Consider the following 18,284-nt stretch of genomic DNA (forward strand, 5'->3'; position numbering starts at 1 on the left):
AGGCATGAACCAGCAGCTCGCGGGGTACGCCCCCGCACCGGTCACCGCCCGTATGGAGAACCACGGCAGCGCCATGCTGAAGGTGGCGATGGCGACGGGCCAGGACCTCTTCGCACGCGCGGGCTCGATGGTCGCGTACGAGGGGGTCATCCAGTACGAGCCGAACCCGCCCGCCGTACGCCAGATCGCACGCGACTGGATCACCGGCGAAGGCGCCCCCCTCATGAAGTGCAGCGGGGACGGACTGCTCTACCTCGCCGACTACGGCGCGGACGTCGTCGTCGTCCACCTCGACAACGAGGCGCTGTCGGTCAACGGCACGAACGTCCTCGCTTTCGACGCGCAGCTCCAGTGGGGTGTCGAGCGGGTCAAGGGGCTCGCCAAGTTCGCCGGTCAGGGCCTGTGGAACGTGTCCATCTCCGGTACCGGCTGGGTCGCGCTGACCTCACGCGGGACCCCCGTCGTCGTCAATTGCGGCAGCGGCGAGGACGAGACGTACGTCGACCCCGACGCGCTCATCGCCTGGTCCCCGAACCTGAAGGTGAAGGGCAAGCGCAGTTTCAAGGCGGCGTCCCTGATCGGCCGCGGCAGCGGTGAGGCGTTTCAGATGGCCTTCTCCGGCCAGGGCATCGTCGTCGTACAGCCCAGCGAGGACAGCACCGACCGCCTGCGGGCCCGGGGCTGAGGGGAGCGAGAGGACACCATGCAGAGCCCGCTTTTCCAGCACACCGAACAGCAGTCCGCGGACCGCTACACCCTGCAGAACGCGCAGATGCTGCGGGTCTCGCTCAGCGGCCACGACGATGTCCTCGCCCGCAAGGGCAGCATGGTCGCGTACCAGGGCCTGATCGAGTTCGACGGGGAGTACCGGTCGAGGGGACAGCAGCGCTCCCGCTCGCACACCGGTGAGGGACTCGACCTCATGCGGTGCTCCGGCCAGGGCACCGTGTTCCTCGCCAATCTCGCGCAGTACGTGCACGTGGTGGACGTCGGCCACGACGGTCTGACCGTGGACAGTGCCTATGTGCTCGCGCTGGACTCCGGGCTGCACCACGAGGTCATCGCGGTGGACAGCCAGTACGGCATCTCCGGCTCGGGGAAGTACCAGCTCAACATCACCGGCAGCGGCAAGGTCGCGCTGATGACCTCCGGGCAGCCGCTCATGGTGCAGGTCACGCCCGACAAGTACGTCAACGCCGACGCCGACGCGATCGTCGCCTGGTCCAGCTCCCTGCGGGTGCAGATGCAGGCCCAGACGCACTCCTCGGGCGTCTGGCGGCGGCGCGGCAGCACCGGCGAGGGCTGGGAGCTCAGCTTCCTCGGCCAGGGCTACGCGCTGGTCCAGCCCAGCGAGGTGCTGCCGCCGCAGAACGCGCAGATCGGCCAGGGGATCCGCGCCCAGTACGGGATGGGCCAGCAGGGCGCCCACGGCCAGAACCGGAACAACGCCTGGAACTGAGCCGCGCGGGCCGGCATCGACGGCAGCACGGAGGGGACGGCCTTGAAAAGCCGTCCCCTCCGTGCGGGCCGAAGCGCGCGGGCTCGCGCGTACGGGCCGACGCCGGAGCCGGAGGGCCCGGAAGGGCACCGACGATGCCGTTCCCGGCCGCGCGTACCGATCGGTGGCCGGGGCGTGTTGCGAAAGTCCCGTCCGGCCCGCGACGCCTGGCACGGCGCCTCGCCAGGTTGTCGGGATCGTCCACGTACGCCCGGTACGAGGACGACCCTCCGCCTTGCTATGCACTGCACCGGACGCCGCGGGCCCCGCCCTTCGGACGGACGGCGCTACTTTCGAAACACGCCCTGGAGACGCTGCTCCAACACGGCGCGGACGCGCGTCATCAGCCGTACGACCGAGGCGTCCGCCACCGACGGGACCTCGTCGTACGTGAACCAACGCAGGTCCAGCGACTCGTCACTGATCTGTTCCTTGGCACCCAGCGGCGCCAGCGCCGCGTACTGCACGTCGAGATGCCAGTGGCAGGGCGCGGGAATGGGGTGGCGGTCCAGCGTCACCGGCCCGCCCGGGAGCAGTGCGAGGCCGCTGATCCCGGACTCCTCGGTGGCCTCGCGCAGCGCCGCCGCGGCCAGCGTGCCGTCCTGCGGCTCGCAGTGGCCGCCCATCTGCAGCCACATCCGCAGCTTGCGGTGCAGGGTGAGCAGGACGCGGCCGCGTTCGGGATCGACGACCAGCGCGCTGGCCGTCAGATGCCCGGCGTCGCACGCCTTCCACATGCCGTCCGGATGCCGGGCCAGGTGGTCCAGGTAGACCTGCCGCAGCCCGTCCTGGACCGGGTTCTGCGCGTCCTCGTAACCCTTGAGCACGAGAACGGCGTCGTCGTACAGGCTCACCGGTCGCTGTCGCCCTTGCCGTCGCTCCCGTGGTCGTCGGCCTCTTCGGAGGCCGCCTCGTCCGTGCCGGCCGCGGGCTTCTTCGGTTCCTGCGCGGCCTCGCCGAGCATCTTGTCCAGTTCGGAGAAGTCCAGCTGCTCGTGGTGGACGAACCCGTCCGGATCGTCCAGGTCCTGTGCCGTCGGCAGCATGTCGGGGTGCTCCCACAGCGCGTCGCGCCCGTCCAGCCCTCGGGCGTCGGTGAGCGAGGCCCACAGGCGCGAGGCGTCGCGCAGCCGCCGCGGACGCAGCTGGAGGCCGATGAGCGTGGCGAACGTCTGCTCGGCCGGACCACCGGAGGCGCGCCGCCGCCGCATGGTCTCGCGCAGTGCGTCGGCCGACGTCAGACGGGACTTGGCGGCCTCGTGCACCACCGCGTCCACCCAGCCCTCGACCAGCGCGAGCGCTGTCTCCAGCCTGGCCAGGGCCGCCTTCTGCTCCGGCGTGTCCTCCGGCTGGAACATGCCCTGCTGGAGGGCGTCCTGCAACTGCTCGGGCTGCGACGGGTCGAACTGGCCGACCACGTCCTCCAGCTTGCTGGTGTCGACCTTGATGCCGCGCGCGTATCCCTCGACGGCACCGAACAGATGCGAGCGCAGCCACGGGACGTGGGCGAAGAGGCGCTGGTGCGCGGCCTCGCGCAGCGCGAGGTACAGCCGGACCTCGTCCTGCGGGACGCCGAGGTCCTTGCCGAAGCGCTCGACGTTCAACGGAAGGAGCGCGGCCTTGCCCGCCGGGCCCAGCGGCAGCCCGATGTCGGTCGACCCGACCACCTCGCCCGCCAGCACGCCGACGGCCTGCCCGATCTGCTGGCCGAACATCGCGCCGCCCATCGACCGCATCATGCCGATCAGCGGGCCCGCCATCGCCTGCATCTCCTCGGGCAGCACGTCGCCCATGGCGACGCCCACGCGCTCGGCCACCGGGTCGACGAGCTTCTGCCAGGCGGGAAGGGACGCCTCCACCCACTCCGCACGGCTCCACGCCACCGTCGAGACCGAACCGGAAGGCAGCGACGTCACACCGTCCAGCCACAGATCGGCCAGGCGCAGGGCCTCGTCGACCGCGGACCGCTCGGACGGGCCGACGCTCGCGTCCTTGGAACCGTCGGGCGTGCCCTGCGCGACCGTCTGGCGGGCGATCTGCTTGGCCATGTCCCAGTTCACGGGACCGCCCTCGTAGCTCAGCATCTGGCCGAGCTGCTGGAAGGCCGCCCCCAGGTCGTTGGGGTTCAGCGTGCCGAACATCGCCGCGAACGGGTTGTCCCCGCCCGCGCCGGGCCCGAAGCCGAACGGGTTCGCGGGCCCGCCCGAACCCTGCCCACCTCCGGTGGGGTCCTTCTTCTTGCCCTCGTCGCCGTTCTCCGGCTCCTCCGGCGGAAGGCCGAATCCGAATGGGGTGTCACTCACGGGTTTCCTCGGCTCTTAGGGCCGCCGGCGCGAACCGGCGGCGACTGCCCGACATCACCATCCAGCGTAGACACCAAAAGTCCGCTCGGGGCCTCGGTGCTCCTCGGCCCCGGCCTGCGGCAGGATGGACGCCACCTGGTACGTACGCGTCATTCGGGTACGTACTGAAGACAACCGCTGGAGACGCCCGGTGAGTTCCCCAGATCCTCAGGTTCGCGCAGCGCGAAACCTTTCCGCCCCCTCGACCGAGAGCAAACCTGTGAAGAGCCGTTCAGGGAGCCGTGGCCCCGTCGTCGTGGTCACCGGAGCCGCGCGCGGCGTCGGCGAGCTGCTCGTCGCACGCCTCGTGGCTTCCGAGGAGATCAAGCAGGTCATCGCCATCGACGAGCGCCGCGGAGAGGTCCCCGACGCGACCTGGTACCTCCTCGACGTGCGGGACCCGGCCATCGCGGAGAAGCTGCGCGGCGCGGACGTCGTGGTGCACCTGGCACTCGATCTCGACCTGGAGACCGACCCCGCCGCCCGCACCGCCTACAACGTGCGCGGAACCCAGACCGTGCTCACGGCCGCCGCGGCCGCGGGGGTCCACCGAGTGGTGCTGTGCACCTCGGCGATGGTCTACGGGGCGCTGCCCGAGAACGACCTCCCGCTCGCCGAGGACGCCGAGCTGCGTGCCACGGCCGAGGCCACCGGCGTCGGGGACCTCCTGGAGATCGAACGCCTCGGCCGCCGCGCGCCCCGCGCCCACCCCGGACTCAACGTGACCGTGGTCCGGCCCGCGGTCCTGGTCGGCGGCACGGACACCGCGCTGACCCGCTACTTCGAGTCGCCACGCCTCCTCGTCGTCGCCGGGTCGCGTCCCACCTGGCAGTTCTGCCATGTCGAGGACCTGGTCACGGCCCTGGAGTACGCGGCGCTGGAGAAGATCGACGGCGAGTTCGCGGTCGGCTGCGACGGCTGGCTGGAGCAGGAGGAGGTGGAGGAGCTCAGCGGTGTCCGCCGGATGGAACTGCCCTCGGCCGTCGCCCTCGGCGCCGCCGCCCGGCTGCACCGGATCGGGCTCACGCCGTCGCCGGCGGGGGACCTGGCGTACACGATGCATCCCTGGGTGGTCAGCGTGAGCCGGCTGCACGACGCGGGCTGGCGCCCGCGCTGGACCAACGAGGACGTGCTCGCCGCGCTCCTCGAAGAAGTGGCGGGGCGGCACACCGTCGCCGGACGCCGTCTCGGCCGCAAGGACGCGACCGCGGCGGGTGCCGCCGGTGCGACCGTGGCGCTGCTCGGCACCGCCGCCCTGGTCCGCAGGGCCCGCAAGGCCCGGCGCCGCATCTGACCCTCGGCCCCCCGGGCCCGTACGGGGCTTTCCGGGCCGAGGCGGTCCGTGCGCGGACCCGGGACCGCGCGGACCGACATCGCATACGCGTGACCCCTTTGTCGGCGCGGTACGGCACCATGGGCCCCATGGTTCCCCTGCACGATCACCCCGGCGAGTGGGCGTCGACCGACCCCGTCCGGCTGCTGGCGATCCGCGGCACACCGTTGTCGGTCGACGAGGTCCTGCGTGCCGTCGGCGACGACGCCGCGGGAGGCACCGCGCTCTTCGTCGGCACGGTGCGCAACCACGACGGCGGTCAGGACGTCAGCGCGCTCGGATACTCCTGCCATCCGTCGGCGCAGGACGAACTGCGCCGGGTGGCCGAGAAGGTCGTGGCGGAATTCCCGGTCCGGGCGCTCGCCGCCATCCACCGTGTGGGTGACCTCCGAGTGGGCGATACCGCGGTCGTCGTCGCCGTCTCCTGCCCGCATCGCGCGGAGGCGTTCGAGGCATGCCGCAAGCTCATCGACGACCTCAAGCGCGAGGTCCCGATCTGGAAGCACCAGCGGTTCTCGGACGGCACCGAGGAATGGGTCGGCGCTTGCTGAGCGCAAGCCGATCGAGTGGTTGTCCGCCCCGATTTGCGTAATCGTCCCCCTGCCGTGAGCGTGGGTCCTGCAGATGGTTAATCTGCTGATTCGGTCAGTTGCGGTCGCTCATGGGGCAGGGAGGTCGTAATGGCAGCACTTGCCTGGTTGTTGATTCCGCTTTTCGCCGCGCTCGGTGCGGCGATATGGGGCAGCTGGGTCACTCGTGATCACACATCCGGTGATGTCTCGGAACTGGCCGGGTACGCGAAATTCCGTGAAGCGATGGAGAAATCGCATTCCGGTTCCGACATCGTCTGACGTCCTGGCGCGCCTCGGGCAGTCGTCGCGGCGCATACGCAGTCGCCAATCCATGCCTCTGAGCGGTCGGTGCCCCTGCCCCGGTGCCGACCGCCGACGCCTCCGTGCGCCGTACCGCACCGGGCTTCCGGCCTCCCGGGGCATCGGCCCCGACAGCGCACTGACAGACCCTTCCCGTACTGTCGTTCCATGCCACGCCGCACCGCGACGATGCTCGCCGCCACCCTGATCCTCATCGCGCTGCTCTGCGCGGGGCTGCTGATCAAGGTGCCGTACTCGGAGATGTCTCCCGGGCCGACCGTGAACACTCTCGGCAAGGTCAAGGGCGAGCCGGTCCTGCAGATCTCGGGGCACAAGACGTATCCGACGTCGGGCCACCTCAACATGACCACCGTCAGGGTCACCGGCGCCGACTACCGCATGAACCTCGTCGGGGCCGTGTACGGGTGGCTGTCCCACGACAGCGTGGTGGTGCCGCACGACACCCTCTATCCCGACGGCAAGACGGAGCAGCAGTCCACGCAGGAGAACGCCGAGGAGTTCACCCAGTCACAGGAGAGCGCCAAGGTCGCCGCCCTGAAGGAACTGGACATCCCGGTGGCGTCGCGCGTCGTGGTCTCCACGGTCGTCAAGGACAGCCCCGCCCAGGGCAGGCTGCACGCCGGAGACGTGATCAAGAAGGTCGACGGCACGGACGTCAAGCAGCCCGAGGACGTCGCGAAGCTCGTCACCCGGCACGAGCCCGGTGAGGACGTCACGTTCACGATCGTCCCGGCGAAGACGGCGCAGGCTGCCGAGAAGGCCGGCAAGGAGCCCGAGGGCAGCCGGAAGGTCGTCATCACCACCGCGAAGGCCCCGGGGGACAAGCGCGCGATCGTCGGCATCCAGGCCGGGACGGACCACACGTTCCCGTTCCGGATCGGCATTGAGCTCGCCGATGTCGGCGGCCCCAGCGCCGGCCTGATGTTCTCCCTCGGTCTCGTCGACAAGCTGACGCCGACCGATCTGACCGGCGGCAAGTTCGTCGCGGGCACCGGCACGATCGACGACAAGGGTGAGGTCGGCCCGATCGGCGGCATCACCATGAAACTGGTCGGCGCGCGGGACGCGGGCGCGCGCTACTTCCTGACCCCGGCCGACAACTGCGAGGCCGCCGCCTCCGACACCCCGGGCGGGCTCACGCTGGTCAAGGTGAAGACGCTCGACGACGCGAGGAAGTCGCTGGAGAAGATCCGGACGGGGGACACGGCCGGTCTGCCGAGCTGTTCGGCCGGCTGACCGTGCCCCGCGCGGGAGGCCGCGCTCCCCGAAGGGGCGCGGTGGTCCCGCGGTCCTCGAAGGCGGCGGCTCAGTCCTCGAAGGTCGCGGCCAGCGCGTCGGCCAGCCCGGGGACCAGGCCCGCGCCGGTCCGCACCTCGCTCGGTGAGTCCTTCTCGCGCAGACGCACGGCGCACTCGCGCGAACCGTCCCTGAGCACGGCCACGGTCATCCGCACCTCCTGGCGCTCCGGGTGCTTCGCGACCCACTTGGCCAGCTGGGCCTCGTCGAGCCCCTCGGGCACGGACGCCTCGGCGGACGGCGGCAGCATCAGCCGTTCCACGGTCAGCGCACAGCCCGCCACCGCGTCGGGCCAGGCGATCGTGGCGAGGAAGTCGTCCAGGGCGGTGCCCGCCGGAAGCTCCTCCTGCTCGATGGGGGTGAGGGAGGAGGCGGGGGCGTCGGGGTCCAGGCCGAGCTGGGCGGCGAGGCCGGGCTCCTGGACCCGCAGCCGGGCGGTGTCGACGAGGGCGAACAGCAGGGCGGGCCGGTCCCAGCCGAGGCCGGAGACGTACTCGTCGATCTCGAGCACGGCGACGGTGAGGGGGCTCGCGGCCATCGGGGGGCCTGAGGCGGAAACGTTGGACATGACCAATATCCTGCCTCCTTCCGCCCCGGGATCGGGAACTAGGTAAAGGGTCAGTAAGTTGCATAGGTGGGTCCTACGATTTCCGGACCCGCTTCATACGACCCGCGAACTACGAGGTGCGCACGTTGGCTTTCCAGATGCCGGACCGCGGCGGAGGCCCGACCGGGCCACGGATCAGAGTCGGCCGCCCGTCCCGGCGCGCCCGTACCCTGCTCATGACACTGGGCGTCCTGGCGGTCCTCGCCATGGCGTTCGTCATGTTCGCCGGGTTCTGGACCGACTGGCTCTGGTACCGGTCGGTCGACTTCTCGTCCGTCTTCACCACCACCCTGTGGACCAAGATCGGACTGTTCCTCGTCTTCGGACTGCTGATGGCGTTCGTCGTCGGCCTGAACATCTGGCTCGCGCACCGGCTCCGGCCGCCGCTGAGCGCGATGTCGCTGGAGCAGCAGAGCCTGGACCGCTACCGGATGAGCCTCGCCCCCTTCAAGAAGTGGGTGCTGCTCGCGATCGCCGTAGTCGTCGGACTGATCGCCGGAGCCTCCGCCTCCGGGCAGTGGCGCACCTGGCTGACGTACGCGAACGGCGTGGCCTTCGGCCAGAAGGACCCCCAGTTCCACCTGGACGTCTCCTTCTACGCCTTCGACCTGCCCTGGTACCGCTTCCTGCTGGGCTTCGGCTTCGCGGCCACCGTGCTCTCGCTGATCGCCGCTGCGCTGACCCACTACCTGTACGGCGGGCTCCGCATCACCAGCCCCGGCGCGCGGGCGACCGGCGCGGCCACCGGCCATCTGTCGGTGCTGCTCGGCGTCTTCGTCTCGCTGAAGGCGGTGGCGTACTGGCTCGACCGCTACGGCCTGGCCGTGAAGTCCAGCGACTTCAAGGCCACGGACAACTGGACGGGTCTGCGCTACGTCGACGCCAACGCCTACCTCCCGGCGAAGACCATCCTGTTCTGCATCGCCGCGATCTGTGCCCTGCTCTTCTTCGCGACGCTCTGGCGCCGCACCTGGCAGCTTCCGGTGATCGGCTTCGGCCTGATGGTGCTCTCGGCGATCCTGATCGGCGGGCTGTACCCGGCCATCGTGCAGAAGTTCCAGGTCCAGCCGAACGAGCAGGCCAAGGAAGCCCCGTTCATCCGGAAGAACATCGAAGCGACGCGTGACGCGTATGACATCGACCGGGCGCAGGTGCAGGACTACTCGGGCAAGAGCACGACGGAGGACAACGCCGAACTGCGCGCGAGCGCGGACACCGCCGCCAGCTACCGGGTGATGGACCCCAACGTCGTCTCCCCGGCCTTCCAGCAGCTCCAGCAGAAGAGGAACTACTACCAGTTCCCCAAGACGCTGGACGTGGACCGCTACAAGGACGCCGCCGGCAAGGACCAGGACACGGTCATCGGTCTGCGCGAGCTGAACCTCGACGGCATCCCCAAGCGCAACTGGATCAACGACCACTTCACCTACACCCACGGCTACGGCGCCATCGCGGCCCGGGGCACGACGACGGGCAAGAACCCGAAGGGCTCTCCGGACTTCACCGAGTCGGGCCTGCCGACCACGGGTGACCTGGGCACGTACGAGCAGCGGATCTACTACGGCGAGAAGACCGAGCAGTACTCCATCGTCGGCGGGCCGCAGAAGGAGCTCGACTACGAGGAGGACGGCGAGAAGACCACCAGCTACAAGGGCGACAGCGGGGTCAGTCTCTCCAACACCTTCAACCGCGCCGCGTACGCGGTGGCGTTCAGCGAGCCGCAGATCCTCTACTCGGGGGCCATCGGCGACGGTTCGCGGATCCTCTACAACCGCACGCCCAAGGAGCGCGTCGAGGCGGTCGCCCCGTGGCTGACCATCGACGGCGACGCCTACCCGGCCGTGGTGAAGGGCCGCATCCAGTGGGTCGTCGACGCGTACACCACCACCAACGGCTACCCGTACGCCTCGCGGACCACGCTCGGCGACACCACGGCCGACTCGCTGACCACCAACCAGCGCGCGGTCGTCGCCCAGCAGAACCAGGTCAACTACATCCGTAACTCCGTGAAGGCCACCGTCGACGCCTACGACGGCACGGTGAAGCTCTACGAGTGGGACACCAAGGACCCGGTCCTCAAGACCTGGCGCAAGGCGTTCCCCGGAACGGTGGAGTCCAGGGCGGACATCCCGCAGGAACTCGTGGAGCACCTGCGCTACCCGCAGGACCTGTTCAAGGTCCAGCGCGAGCTGCTCACCCGCTACCACGTAACGAACCCCGCCCAGTTCTACAGCGGCAGTGACGCGTGGCAGGTCCCGGACGACCCGACCAACAAGGACTCGGGTGCCGTCCCGCCCTACTACCTGAGCATGAAGATGCCGGGCCAGTCGGCCCAGAAGTTCTCGCTGACCACCACGTTCACGCCGAAGGGGCGTCCCGACCTCGGGGCGTTCATGGCGGTGGACGCGGACGCGGCCAGTAAGGACTACGGAACGATAAGGCTGCTCAGGGTCACCACCACGGTGAAGGGCCCCGGTCAGGTACAGAGCGAGCTCAACGGCAACGACGACGTCGCCGAGTTCGTGAGGAACCTCAAGGGAACGGACTCCGACATCGAGTACGGCAACCTGCTGACCGTGCCGCTCGAAGGCGGATTCCTCTACATCGAGCCGGTGTACACCCGCGGTGGCACGCAGAACTACCCGCTGCTGCGCAAGGTCGCCGCCTCGTACGGTTCGAAGACCGTCTTCAAGAACAGCCTCGGAGAGGCGCTCAACGAGGTCTTCGGGGTGACGGGCGAGACCCCGCCGCCCGAGGAGACCACCCGGCCGCCGGGCGAGACCACCCAGCCGCCGGCCACCGGTGAGGCGGCGTTGAAGAAGGCGATCGCCGACGCGCAGAAGGCGTACGCGGCGGGCGAGGCGGCCCTGAAGGAGCAGGACTGGACCGCCTACGGCAAGGCCCAGGCGGATCTCCAGGACGCGCTGGAGCGTGCGGCGGCGGCCCAGCCCAAGTCGGGCGGCGGGAGCGCCGCGGACCGTTCCGGCGGTTCCGGCGACCGGGGCGCGAAGTCGGACGACGGCGGTGCGAAGCCGGGCGGCAGCGGTGACGCCAAGCCGGACGGCGACAGCGGCTGACGGTGACCGGCTCCCCGGCCGGGTAACCCGGTAAGAGTTCCACCCCGCGTCGTGGTACGGTTTCCACACAACGACGCGGGGTGGAGCAGCTCGGTAGCTCGCTGGGCTCATAACCCAGAGGTCGCAGGTTCAAATCCTGTCCCCGCTACTGGAAGACGAAGGCCCGGATCCTTTCGAGGATCCGGGCCTTCGTCGTGCCGTGTGACTTTCTCGCGGGATGGAACGAAGGTCGGTTCGCGGGGCGCGAGTTGGGCCCGAACGTGTTTGACTTGTCTCTCTGTGGGCATGTCGACAAAGCGCTGAAGTGACCTCATTGGCCGCGGTATACCAGTGTGCACGGGGTGCGGGTGGTGCGACGATGATATTTATGGGGGACAGGGCAACTCTGTTGGAGACAGGGCGGTTTGCACGGCGCCGCGTTCATCGGCCGGATAGCGTGGTGAATGCGGCTTTTGGTGTTGCCACCACGGAGAACAGCGAGACCACCGAGACCACTGGGACTGCCGAGACTGCGGGGTGTGCCGCGACCTTCGAAAGCACGGAGACAGAGAACGCAGCGGGTACGGAGAGCACGGGACGCCCGGCCGCCGCGGAGCGCCCTGGGGCCCGCGGGACTCCCGGGCTTGTCGAGGACACCGGGAGCCAGGAGGGGCGTGAGGACTCCGGGGCGGGGGAGGGTCCCGGAGCCGCCGGAAGCCGGGAAGGCTTCGAGGCCGCCGGGGTGCCGGGCGCCGGGGACGTCTCCGGGGACCCGGTGGACCAGGACCCTGCGGAGACCCCGGGGAGCGACGAGCACGAGGCGCGCCACCGCCGCGCCGCCGACGCCGGTGACACCACCTCCATGAGCACCCTCGGCGCGCTGCTGCTGCGGCGCGGCGACCTGGACGGAGCCGAACCCTATCTGCGTGCCGCCACGGCCGACGGCGACCGGGCCGCCGCCAACAACCTGGGCGTCCTCCTGCACCAGCGCGGGTACACCGACGAGGCCGCCGGCTGGTGGCGTGTCGCGGCCGTCGCCGGGTCCGCTGCCGCCGCGCACGCCCTCGGCCGGTACTACCGCGAGCGCGGGGACGACCCGGGTGCCGAGTACTGGCTGCGGCAGTCCGCCGAGCAGGGCCACGCGCTGGGCGCGTACGCCCTCGCCGACCTGCTGGAGCACCGCAGCGACGTGGGGGCCGAGCGCTGGCTGCGCGCCGCCGCCGAACAGGGGCACCGGGAGGCGGCGTACCGCCTCGCGCGGATGCTGGACCCCGAGGCCGACGACGATCCGTACGACCGGTTCGGCCATCAGGGCCCGCGCCACGCCACCTCCGTGCGCCCAGGGGCCACGGGCGGCTTCGCGGTGCGCAAGGGCGGCGGTCCGGCGGGTCACACGGCCGGCCGGGCGGGCGAGGCGGAGCAGTGGTACCGGCAGGCCGCCGCGCGCGGCCACCAGCGCGCCGCGCTGCGCCTCGGCACCCTCCTGGAACAGCGCGGCGAGCCCAAGGAGGCGGGCCGCTGGTACCTGATCTCGGCGAAGGCCGGCGAGCCGCGCGCCGCCTGCGCCCTCGGCTTCCTGCTGCGCGACGCGGGGGACGTGGAGAGCGCCGCCGTGTGGTGGCTGCGCGCCGCCCAGGACGGCGACGGGAACGCCGCCAACGCCCTGGGGGCCCTGCACGCAGCCCGGGGTGAGCAGCAGACCGCCGAGCGCTGGTACCGGGCCGCCATGACCGCAGGGGACGTCAACGGCGCCTACAACCTGGGGCTGCTCTGCGCCGCCCAGGACCGTACGGCACAGGCCGAGCAGTGGTACCGGCGCGCCGCGTACGCGGGCCACCGCGAGGCCGCCAACGCGCTGGCCGTGCTCCTCCTGCAGGCGGGCGACGCTACCGGCGCCGAGCCCTGGTTCTCCAAGGCCGCCGAGGCGGGCAGCGTCGACGCTGCCTTCAACCTCGGCATCCTGTACTCCGGGCGCGGCGAGGACCGTACGGCACTGGTCTGCTACGAGCGCGCCGCGGCGGCCGGTCATACGGAGGCCGCGCTGCAGGTCGGCATGGCCCTGCTGCAGCGGGGTGAGGAGCAGGAGGCCGAGCGCCATCTGCGCTGCGCCGCCGGGGGTGGCAGCGCGGAGGCCGCCTTCCGGCTGGCCGGGGTGCTGGACTCCCGGCGGCCGCCCGGCCCGCCCGCGCTCGGGGAGCCGATGCCGGTGAAGACCGAGTGCGAGGAGTGGTACGAGCGGGCCGCCGAGCAGGGGCACCGCCGGGCCCAGGTTCGGGTCGGGATGCTCGCGGCGGCGCGCGGCGACGTGGACAGCGCGGCCCACTGGTACCGCGAGGCCGCCGAGGCGGGCAGCCGCAACGGCGCCTTCAACCTCGGGCTGCTGCTCGCCCGTGAGGGCAGCGAGCGGGAGGCCGCGCTGTGGTGGACCCGGGCCGCGAACGACGGGCACGGGCGGGCGGCTCTGCGGCTCGCCCTGCTGGCCGCGCGCCGGGGTGAACTCACGGAGGGGCAGCGCTGGTGTGCGCGGGCGGTCGAGCTGGGGCCGGCCGAGGTCGCCGAGCGGGCCGCCCGCCTGCGGGAGGCGCTGCACCAGGAGCTCACCGCGTGAGGCGGCGGTCCGGCACCGGGGAGCCGGGGCCGGGCGCCGACGGGCCCGGGGGCCGTGCTGCCGAGGCCCGCGCGTCCGGTGAGTCGAATGCGATTTGCGCAGGTCCTGAGCGGTGACGTACTGTTGTACTCACAACGACGCGGGGTGGAGCAGCTCGGTAGCTCGCTGGGCTCATAACCCAGAGGTCGCAGGTTCAAATCCTGTCCCCGCTACTGCAGACGGAAAGCCGGATCCTTCAAAGGATCCGGCTTTCCGCATTTTCGTCTGTCCTTCCCGGTGGACCGGTTCCCCCATGAGCCGTGCCCTGTCGGCCTCCGTGCGCTCCGGCGCATCGCACGGAGGGCGCCGGCGCACACGGGAGCATGTGCTCCGGCGCCCTCCAGGAGAACCGGGGTCCTGCGGGAAATCGGGGTCCTGCGAGGGAACGGGGTCCTGCGGGGAAAGGGAAATTCAGCCGCCGGCCGCGCAGCCCGGGCAGATGCCGCGGTACGTCACCTCGACGTCGGACACCGTGAAGCCGAACCGCTCGTCCGTCGGCAGGTCCGCCAACGGGTCACCCGCCGGGTGCACGTCGCGGATCGTGCCGCAGCGCGCGCAGACCAGGTGGTGGTGCGGCCGGTGCGCGTTCGGGTCGTAGCGCTTGGCGCGGCGGTCGGTGGTGACCTCGATGACCTCGCCCAGCGTCACCATCTCGCCCAGGGTGTTGTACACGGTGGCGCGGGAGATCTCGGGCAGCTTGGCGACAGCCCGTGCGTGGACCTCGTCGGCCGTCAGGTGCACATGGTCCCCGTCGAGGACCTCGGCCACGACGCGCCGCTGGGCGGTCATACGCCAGCCGCGTCCGCGAAGTCGTTCCAACAGGTCACTCATAAGCACAAGCCTAACAGTGAGGGGACCAGGTCCCGAACGAGTGTGAGTTTGGATGTTCCCTTGACTTGGACTAAGTCCATTGTAGGATCGGCTTTGGCATACGCCAAGGACAAGCTGTGTACGACATGACGAATGTGCAGGAACGACGCAGGAGGCGCACGTGACGCAGGGACCGCTCACCACGGAGGCCGGGGCGCCGGTCGCCGACAACCAGAACAGTCAGACCGCGGGCGTCGGTGGTCCGGTGCTGGTGCAGGACCAGTCGCTGCTGGAGAAGCTCGCGCACTTCAACCGTGAGCGCGTTCCGGAGCGCGTCGTGCACGCTCGCGGCGCCGGCGCCTACGGCACGTTCACGGTGACCCGCGACGTCACGCAGTGGACCCGGGCGAAGTTCCTCTCCGAGGTCGGCAAGCAGACGGAGACGTTCCTGCGCTTCTCGACCGTTGCGGGCAACCTCGGGGCGGCCGACGCGGTGCGCGACCCTCGCGGGTTCGCGCTGAAGTTCTACACCGAGGACGGCAACTACGACCTCGTCGGCAACAACACCCCGGTGTTCTTCATCAAGGACGCCATCAAGTTCCCGGACTTCATCCACACCCAGAAGCGCGATCCGTACACCGGCTCGCAGGAGGCGGACAACGTCTGGGACTTCTGGGGTCTGTCGCCCGAGTCGACCCACCAGGTGACCTGGCTCTTCGGCGACCGCGGCATCCCGGCCTCGTACCGCCACATGAACGGCTACGGCTCGCACACCTACCAGTGGAGCAACGAGGCGGGCGAGGTCTTCTGGGTCAAGTACCACTTCAAGACCGACCAGGGCATCAAGAGCCTCACCCAGGCCGAGGCCAACAAGCTCGCCGGTGAGGACCCCGACAGCCACCAGCGCGACCTGCGCGAGGCGATCGAGCGCGGCGACTTCCCGTCCTGGACGGTGCAGGTCCAGATCATGCCTGCGGCCGAGGCGGCCACGTACCGCTTCAACCCGTTCGACCTCACCAAGGTGTGGCCGCACGAGGACTACCCGCCGATCGAGATCGGGAAGCTGGAGCTCAACCGCAACCCGGAGAACATCTTCGCCGAGGTCGAGCAGTCGATCTTCAGCCCCGCGCACTTCGTGCCGGGCATCGGTCCGTCCCCGGACAAGATGCTCCAGGGTCGGCTCTTCGCCTACGGCGACGCGCACCGCTACCGCGTCGGCATCAACGCCGACCACCTGCCGGTGAACCGCCCGCACGCCGCCGAGGCGCGCACCTACAGCCGCGACGGCTTCCTGTACGACGGCCGTCACAAGGGCGCGAAGAACTACGAGCCGAACAGCTTCGGCGGGCCGGTCCAGACCGACCGGCCGCTGTGGGAGTCCACGCCGGTCACGGGCGAGATCGGTACGCACGTGGCTCCGAGTCACACCGAGGACGACGACTTCGTCCAGGCCGGGAACCTCTACCGGCTCCTCTCGGAGGACGAGAAGGGCAGGCTGGTCGACAACCTCGCCGGGTTCATCTCCAAGGTGTCGCGCGACGACATCGCCGAGCGCGCGATCAACAACTTCCGTCAGGCGGACGGCGACTTCGGCAAGCGTCTGGAGGCCGCGGTCCAGGCCCTGCGCGGCTGATCCGGGCATCTGCCGTCGACGGTGGGCCGGGTTCCTCCTCGGAGGGCCCGGCCCACCGGTCGTCGCAGGGGGCGGTCCGGCGCTCTTCGGGGCCGGTCCGCCGGTCGTCCTGGGGGCCGACCGGCGGGTCCTCGCGGTCCTCGCCGGCCCGTGCGGGGCGGTGCGGGTCGGTGCACGGGGCCGGGCGGGTCCGTGAGGGTCCACTGGACGGCCCCCAGGGGGTCAGCCGGCGAGTTTCACGCGCTGACGGCGTCTGGTGGGCGTCCAGCAGCGCAGGATGTCGCGGACCGAGACGATGCCGACCGGGCCGTGGTCGTCGAGCACGATCAGATGGCGGAACCCGCCGTGCGTCATGGCCTCGGCGGCCTCCTCCAGGGTCCAGGTGGGGGCTGCGAAGACCACGTCGGTGGTGGTGTGGGCGGCGGCGGTCTCGACATCGGGATTCCGTCCCGAGCCGACCGCGTCGAGGATGTCGCGCTCGGTGAGGATGCCGAGTCCGCTGTTGTCCTGGTCGAGGACGACCGCCGCCCCGATGCGGCGGACCGACATCAGCCGGGCGGCCTGGCGGAGCGTATGGGTCGGTCCGATGGTGAGGACCAGGGTGCTCATTGCGTCACGGACGAGCATGAGGGGGGTCGCCTCCTTCGTGAAACGACCACGCGAGTCGTTTCACAAGTTCACAAGCTGGGTGGACTCTCAGACTCGCATCGATGCGGGGCCGCAACAAGGGGGGAATGGGGCCGTCCGAGGGGCGCGCGGTGGTGCGCGACACCCCTCGGGGGGCGCGGCCGGGGGCCAGGCGCCCCGAGGGGGCGCGGGTTGCCGGGGTTCAGGAGCGCCGGCCGAGGTAGCCGAGCAGTTCGTCGTGGAGCAGCCCGTTCGAGGCCGCCGCGTTGCCGCCGCCGGGGCCGGGCACCCCGTCGAGGCTGGTGAACGTGCCGCCCGCCTCCTGGACGACGATCGCGTTCGCGGCCATGTCCCAGAGTGAGAGCTCCGGCTCCGCGCAGATGTCGACCGCACCCTCGGCGACCATCATGTACGGCCAGAAGTCCCCGTATCCGCGGGTGCGCCAGCAGGCCCTGGTCAGGTCCAGGAAGCCGTCGAGCCGACCCCGCTCCTCCCAGCCGTCCAGCGAGGCGTACGCGAACGAGGCGTCCGCGATCCGCTCCACCCTCGACACCTGGAGCCGGGTCGCGGAACTCAGGCTGCGCCCGGTGTACGCCCCGGCGCCCTTCGCCGCCCACCAGCGCCGGTGCAGCGCGGGCGCGGAGACCACGCCGACCACCGGCTGGAAGTCCCCGGCGTCGTCGGCCTCCATCAGACTGATCAGCGTCGCCCATACCGGCACGCCTCGCACGTAGTTCTTCGTGCCGTCGATCGGGTCGACGACCCAGCGCCGCGGCCCGGTCCCCTCGACCCCGAATTCCTCGCCGAGGATCGCGTCGCGCGGGCGCGCCCGGTGGAGGTGACCGCGGATCAGCTCCTCGGCGGCCTTGTCGGCCTCGCTCACGGGCGTCATGTCCGGCTTGGTCTCGACCTTGAGGTCCAGGGCCTTGAACCGGTCCATGGTCGCGGCGTCGGCGGCGTCCGCCAGCACATGGGCGAGCCGCAGGTCATCGTGGTAATCGGGCATGTCGTCACAGTATCGACCGTGGGTGAACGGAGCCACACGACCGCGTGGCCGCCCGCATCGTGGACGATTCCCGGGTCGCGTCGGCGGCGCCGGCGTGCTCCGGTCTACTGGGACGAGCCGGAGAGCTGGAGTCCGATGACCCCGATGATCACCAGCGAGATCGAGACCAGCTTGAGGGTGGAGACCACGTCGTTGAGGAAGACCATGCCGTAGATCGCGGTGCCCGCGGCCCCGATGCCGGTCCACACGGCGTACGCGGGGCCCACGTCGAGCTTCTTCAACGACAACGTCAGCAGCCCGAAACTGCCGAGGGCGAAGGCGGCGAACGCGACGGTCGGCCAGAGCCGGGTGAAACCGTGCGACAGCTTCAGGCAGACGGCGAAGCCGGTCTCCAGAAGTCCCGCGACCACGACCAGAAGCCACGCCATCGTCAGTGCCCTCCCACGTCGGTGACCGGCTTGCCACTTGAGTGTGATTATGCACTTACCGGTCTCGGTAGATCGCAAACGTACCGAAGCGATCACACACGTGCCGGGC

Annotated in this window: 16 protein-coding genes and 2 tRNA genes; 11 read left to right on the top strand and 7 right to left on the bottom strand. The window is 70.6% G+C overall.

The window, feature by feature from the left end:
• Window positions 1-4: 4 nt before the first annotated feature.
• Both ACFYXM_RS04900 and ACFYXM_RS04905 read left to right on the top strand, forming a co-directional pair.
• The gene (locus ACFYXM_RS04900; protein WP_389286905.1) at window positions 5-685 is read left to right on the top strand and encodes an AIM24 family protein; all 681 of its coding nucleotides are present in this window, start codon (window positions 5-7) and stop codon (window positions 683-685) included.
• An 18-nt stretch (window positions 686-703) separates the two neighbouring features.
• Window positions 704-1,459 carry an AIM24 family protein gene (locus ACFYXM_RS04905; protein WP_389286906.1) on the top strand — a complete coding sequence of 252 codons (756 nt, stop codon included), beginning with the start codon at window positions 704-706 and terminating at the stop codon, window positions 1,457-1,459.
• A gap of 326 nt (window positions 1,460-1,785) precedes the next feature.
• On the opposite strand, the gene ACFYXM_RS04910 is transcribed toward ACFYXM_RS04905, so the two are convergent.
• Together ACFYXM_RS04910 and ACFYXM_RS04915 are read right to left on the bottom strand one after the other, a co-directional pair.
• On the bottom strand, window positions 1,786-2,352 hold the full coding sequence (locus tag ACFYXM_RS04910; protein WP_389286908.1) for an NUDIX hydrolase: 567 nt from the start codon (window positions 2,350-2,352) through the stop codon (window positions 1,786-1,788).
• Entirely contained in the window at window positions 2,349-3,800 is a 1,452-nt protein-coding gene (locus ACFYXM_RS04915) for a zinc-dependent metalloprotease (protein WP_389286910.1), read from the bottom strand. The genes ACFYXM_RS04910 and ACFYXM_RS04915 overlap by 4 nt, the downstream gene beginning before the upstream one ends.
• 190 nt (window positions 3,801-3,990) lie before the next feature.
• Between ACFYXM_RS04915 and ACFYXM_RS04920 the strand changes: the two genes are divergently transcribed.
• The 4 genes from ACFYXM_RS04920 (at window position 3,991) to ACFYXM_RS04935 (ending at window position 7,301) form a co-directional block, all read left to right on the top strand.
• A complete protein-coding gene (locus ACFYXM_RS04920) occupies window positions 3,991-5,133 on the top strand; it encodes an SDR family oxidoreductase (protein ID WP_389286912.1) in 1,143 nt (380 codons plus the stop codon).
• A 128-nt stretch (window positions 5,134-5,261) separates the two neighbouring features.
• Window positions 5,262-5,723 (top strand): molybdenum cofactor biosynthesis protein MoaE, encoded by a 462-nt coding sequence (locus ACFYXM_RS04925; protein WP_389286913.1) that lies wholly within the window; start codon window positions 5,262-5,264, stop codon window positions 5,721-5,723.
• Window positions 5,724-5,852: 129 nt separating this feature from the next.
• Window positions 5,853-6,023, top strand: coding sequence for a hypothetical protein (locus tag ACFYXM_RS04930; protein WP_389286915.1), 171 nt, complete (start codon window positions 5,853-5,855; stop codon window positions 6,021-6,023).
• Window positions 6,024-6,212: 189 nt separating this feature from the next.
• Window positions 6,213-7,301, top strand: a complete 1,089-nt coding sequence (locus tag ACFYXM_RS04935; protein ID WP_389286917.1) for a PDZ domain-containing protein — start codon at window positions 6,213-6,215, stop codon at window positions 7,299-7,301.
• Window positions 7,302-7,371: 70 nt separating this feature from the next.
• Here the strand turns inward: ACFYXM_RS04935 and ACFYXM_RS04940 are convergent, their stop codons facing one another.
• Complete coding sequence (locus ACFYXM_RS04940) at window positions 7,372-7,929, bottom strand: PPA1309 family protein (protein WP_389286919.1); 558 nt, start codon at window positions 7,927-7,929, stop codon at window positions 7,372-7,374.
• Window positions 7,930-8,066: 137 nt separating this feature from the next.
• Here ACFYXM_RS04940 and ACFYXM_RS04945 point away from each other — a divergent pair, with 137 nt between their 5' ends.
• The 4 genes from ACFYXM_RS04945 to ACFYXM_RS04960 all read left to right on the top strand — a co-directional run bounded on the left by ACFYXM_RS04945 (window position 8,067) and on the right by ACFYXM_RS04960 (window position 13,844).
• On the top strand, window positions 8,067-11,045 hold the full coding sequence (locus ACFYXM_RS04945; RefSeq protein WP_389287175.1) for a UPF0182 family protein: 2,979 nt from the start codon (window positions 8,067-8,069) through the stop codon (window positions 11,043-11,045).
• Window positions 11,046-11,119: 74 nt separating this feature from the next.
• A tRNA-Met gene (locus ACFYXM_RS04950) sits at window positions 11,120-11,193 on the top strand.
• Between the two features lie 291 nt (window positions 11,194-11,484).
• On the top strand, window positions 11,485-13,632 hold the full coding sequence (locus ACFYXM_RS04955) for a tetratricopeptide repeat protein (RefSeq protein ID WP_389286921.1): 2,148 nt from the start codon (window positions 11,485-11,487) through the stop codon (window positions 13,630-13,632).
• Window positions 13,633-13,770: 138 nt separating this feature from the next.
• A tRNA-Met gene (locus ACFYXM_RS04960) sits at window positions 13,771-13,844 on the top strand.
• A gap of 238 nt (window positions 13,845-14,082) precedes the next feature.
• Here ACFYXM_RS04960 and ACFYXM_RS04965 read toward each other — a convergent pair.
• Entirely contained in the window at window positions 14,083-14,502 is a 420-nt protein-coding gene (locus ACFYXM_RS04965) for a Fur family transcriptional regulator (RefSeq protein WP_389286923.1), read from the bottom strand.
• 160 nt (window positions 14,503-14,662) lie between these two features.
• Between ACFYXM_RS04965 and ACFYXM_RS04970 the strand changes: the two genes are divergently transcribed.
• The gene (locus tag ACFYXM_RS04970; protein ID WP_389286925.1) at window positions 14,663-16,114 is read left to right on the top strand and encodes a catalase; all 1,452 of its coding nucleotides are present in this window, start codon (window positions 14,663-14,665) and stop codon (window positions 16,112-16,114) included.
• A gap of 222 nt (window positions 16,115-16,336) precedes the next feature.
• Here the strand turns inward: ACFYXM_RS04970 and ACFYXM_RS04975 are convergent, their stop codons facing one another.
• From ACFYXM_RS04975 to ACFYXM_RS04985, 3 genes are all read right to left on the bottom strand, one after another.
• The gene (locus ACFYXM_RS04975) at window positions 16,337-16,741 is read right to left on the bottom strand and encodes a cyclic nucleotide-binding/CBS domain-containing protein (RefSeq protein WP_073781850.1); all 405 of its coding nucleotides are present in this window, start codon (window positions 16,739-16,741) and stop codon (window positions 16,337-16,339) included.
• 202 nt (window positions 16,742-16,943) lie between these two features.
• Complete coding sequence (hisN, locus tag ACFYXM_RS04980; protein ID WP_389286928.1) at window positions 16,944-17,747, bottom strand: histidinol-phosphatase; 804 nt, start codon at window positions 17,745-17,747, stop codon at window positions 16,944-16,946.
• A gap of 104 nt (window positions 17,748-17,851) precedes the next feature.
• Window positions 17,852-18,175, bottom strand: coding sequence for a DMT family transporter (locus ACFYXM_RS04985; protein WP_389286930.1), 324 nt, complete (start codon window positions 18,173-18,175; stop codon window positions 17,852-17,854).
• Window positions 18,176-18,284: the final 109 nt, after the last annotated feature.

Source organism: Streptomyces sp. NPDC002476 (assembly GCF_042889785.1).
Taxonomy (GTDB): domain Bacteria; phylum Actinomycetota; class Actinomycetes; order Streptomycetales; family Streptomycetaceae; genus Streptomyces.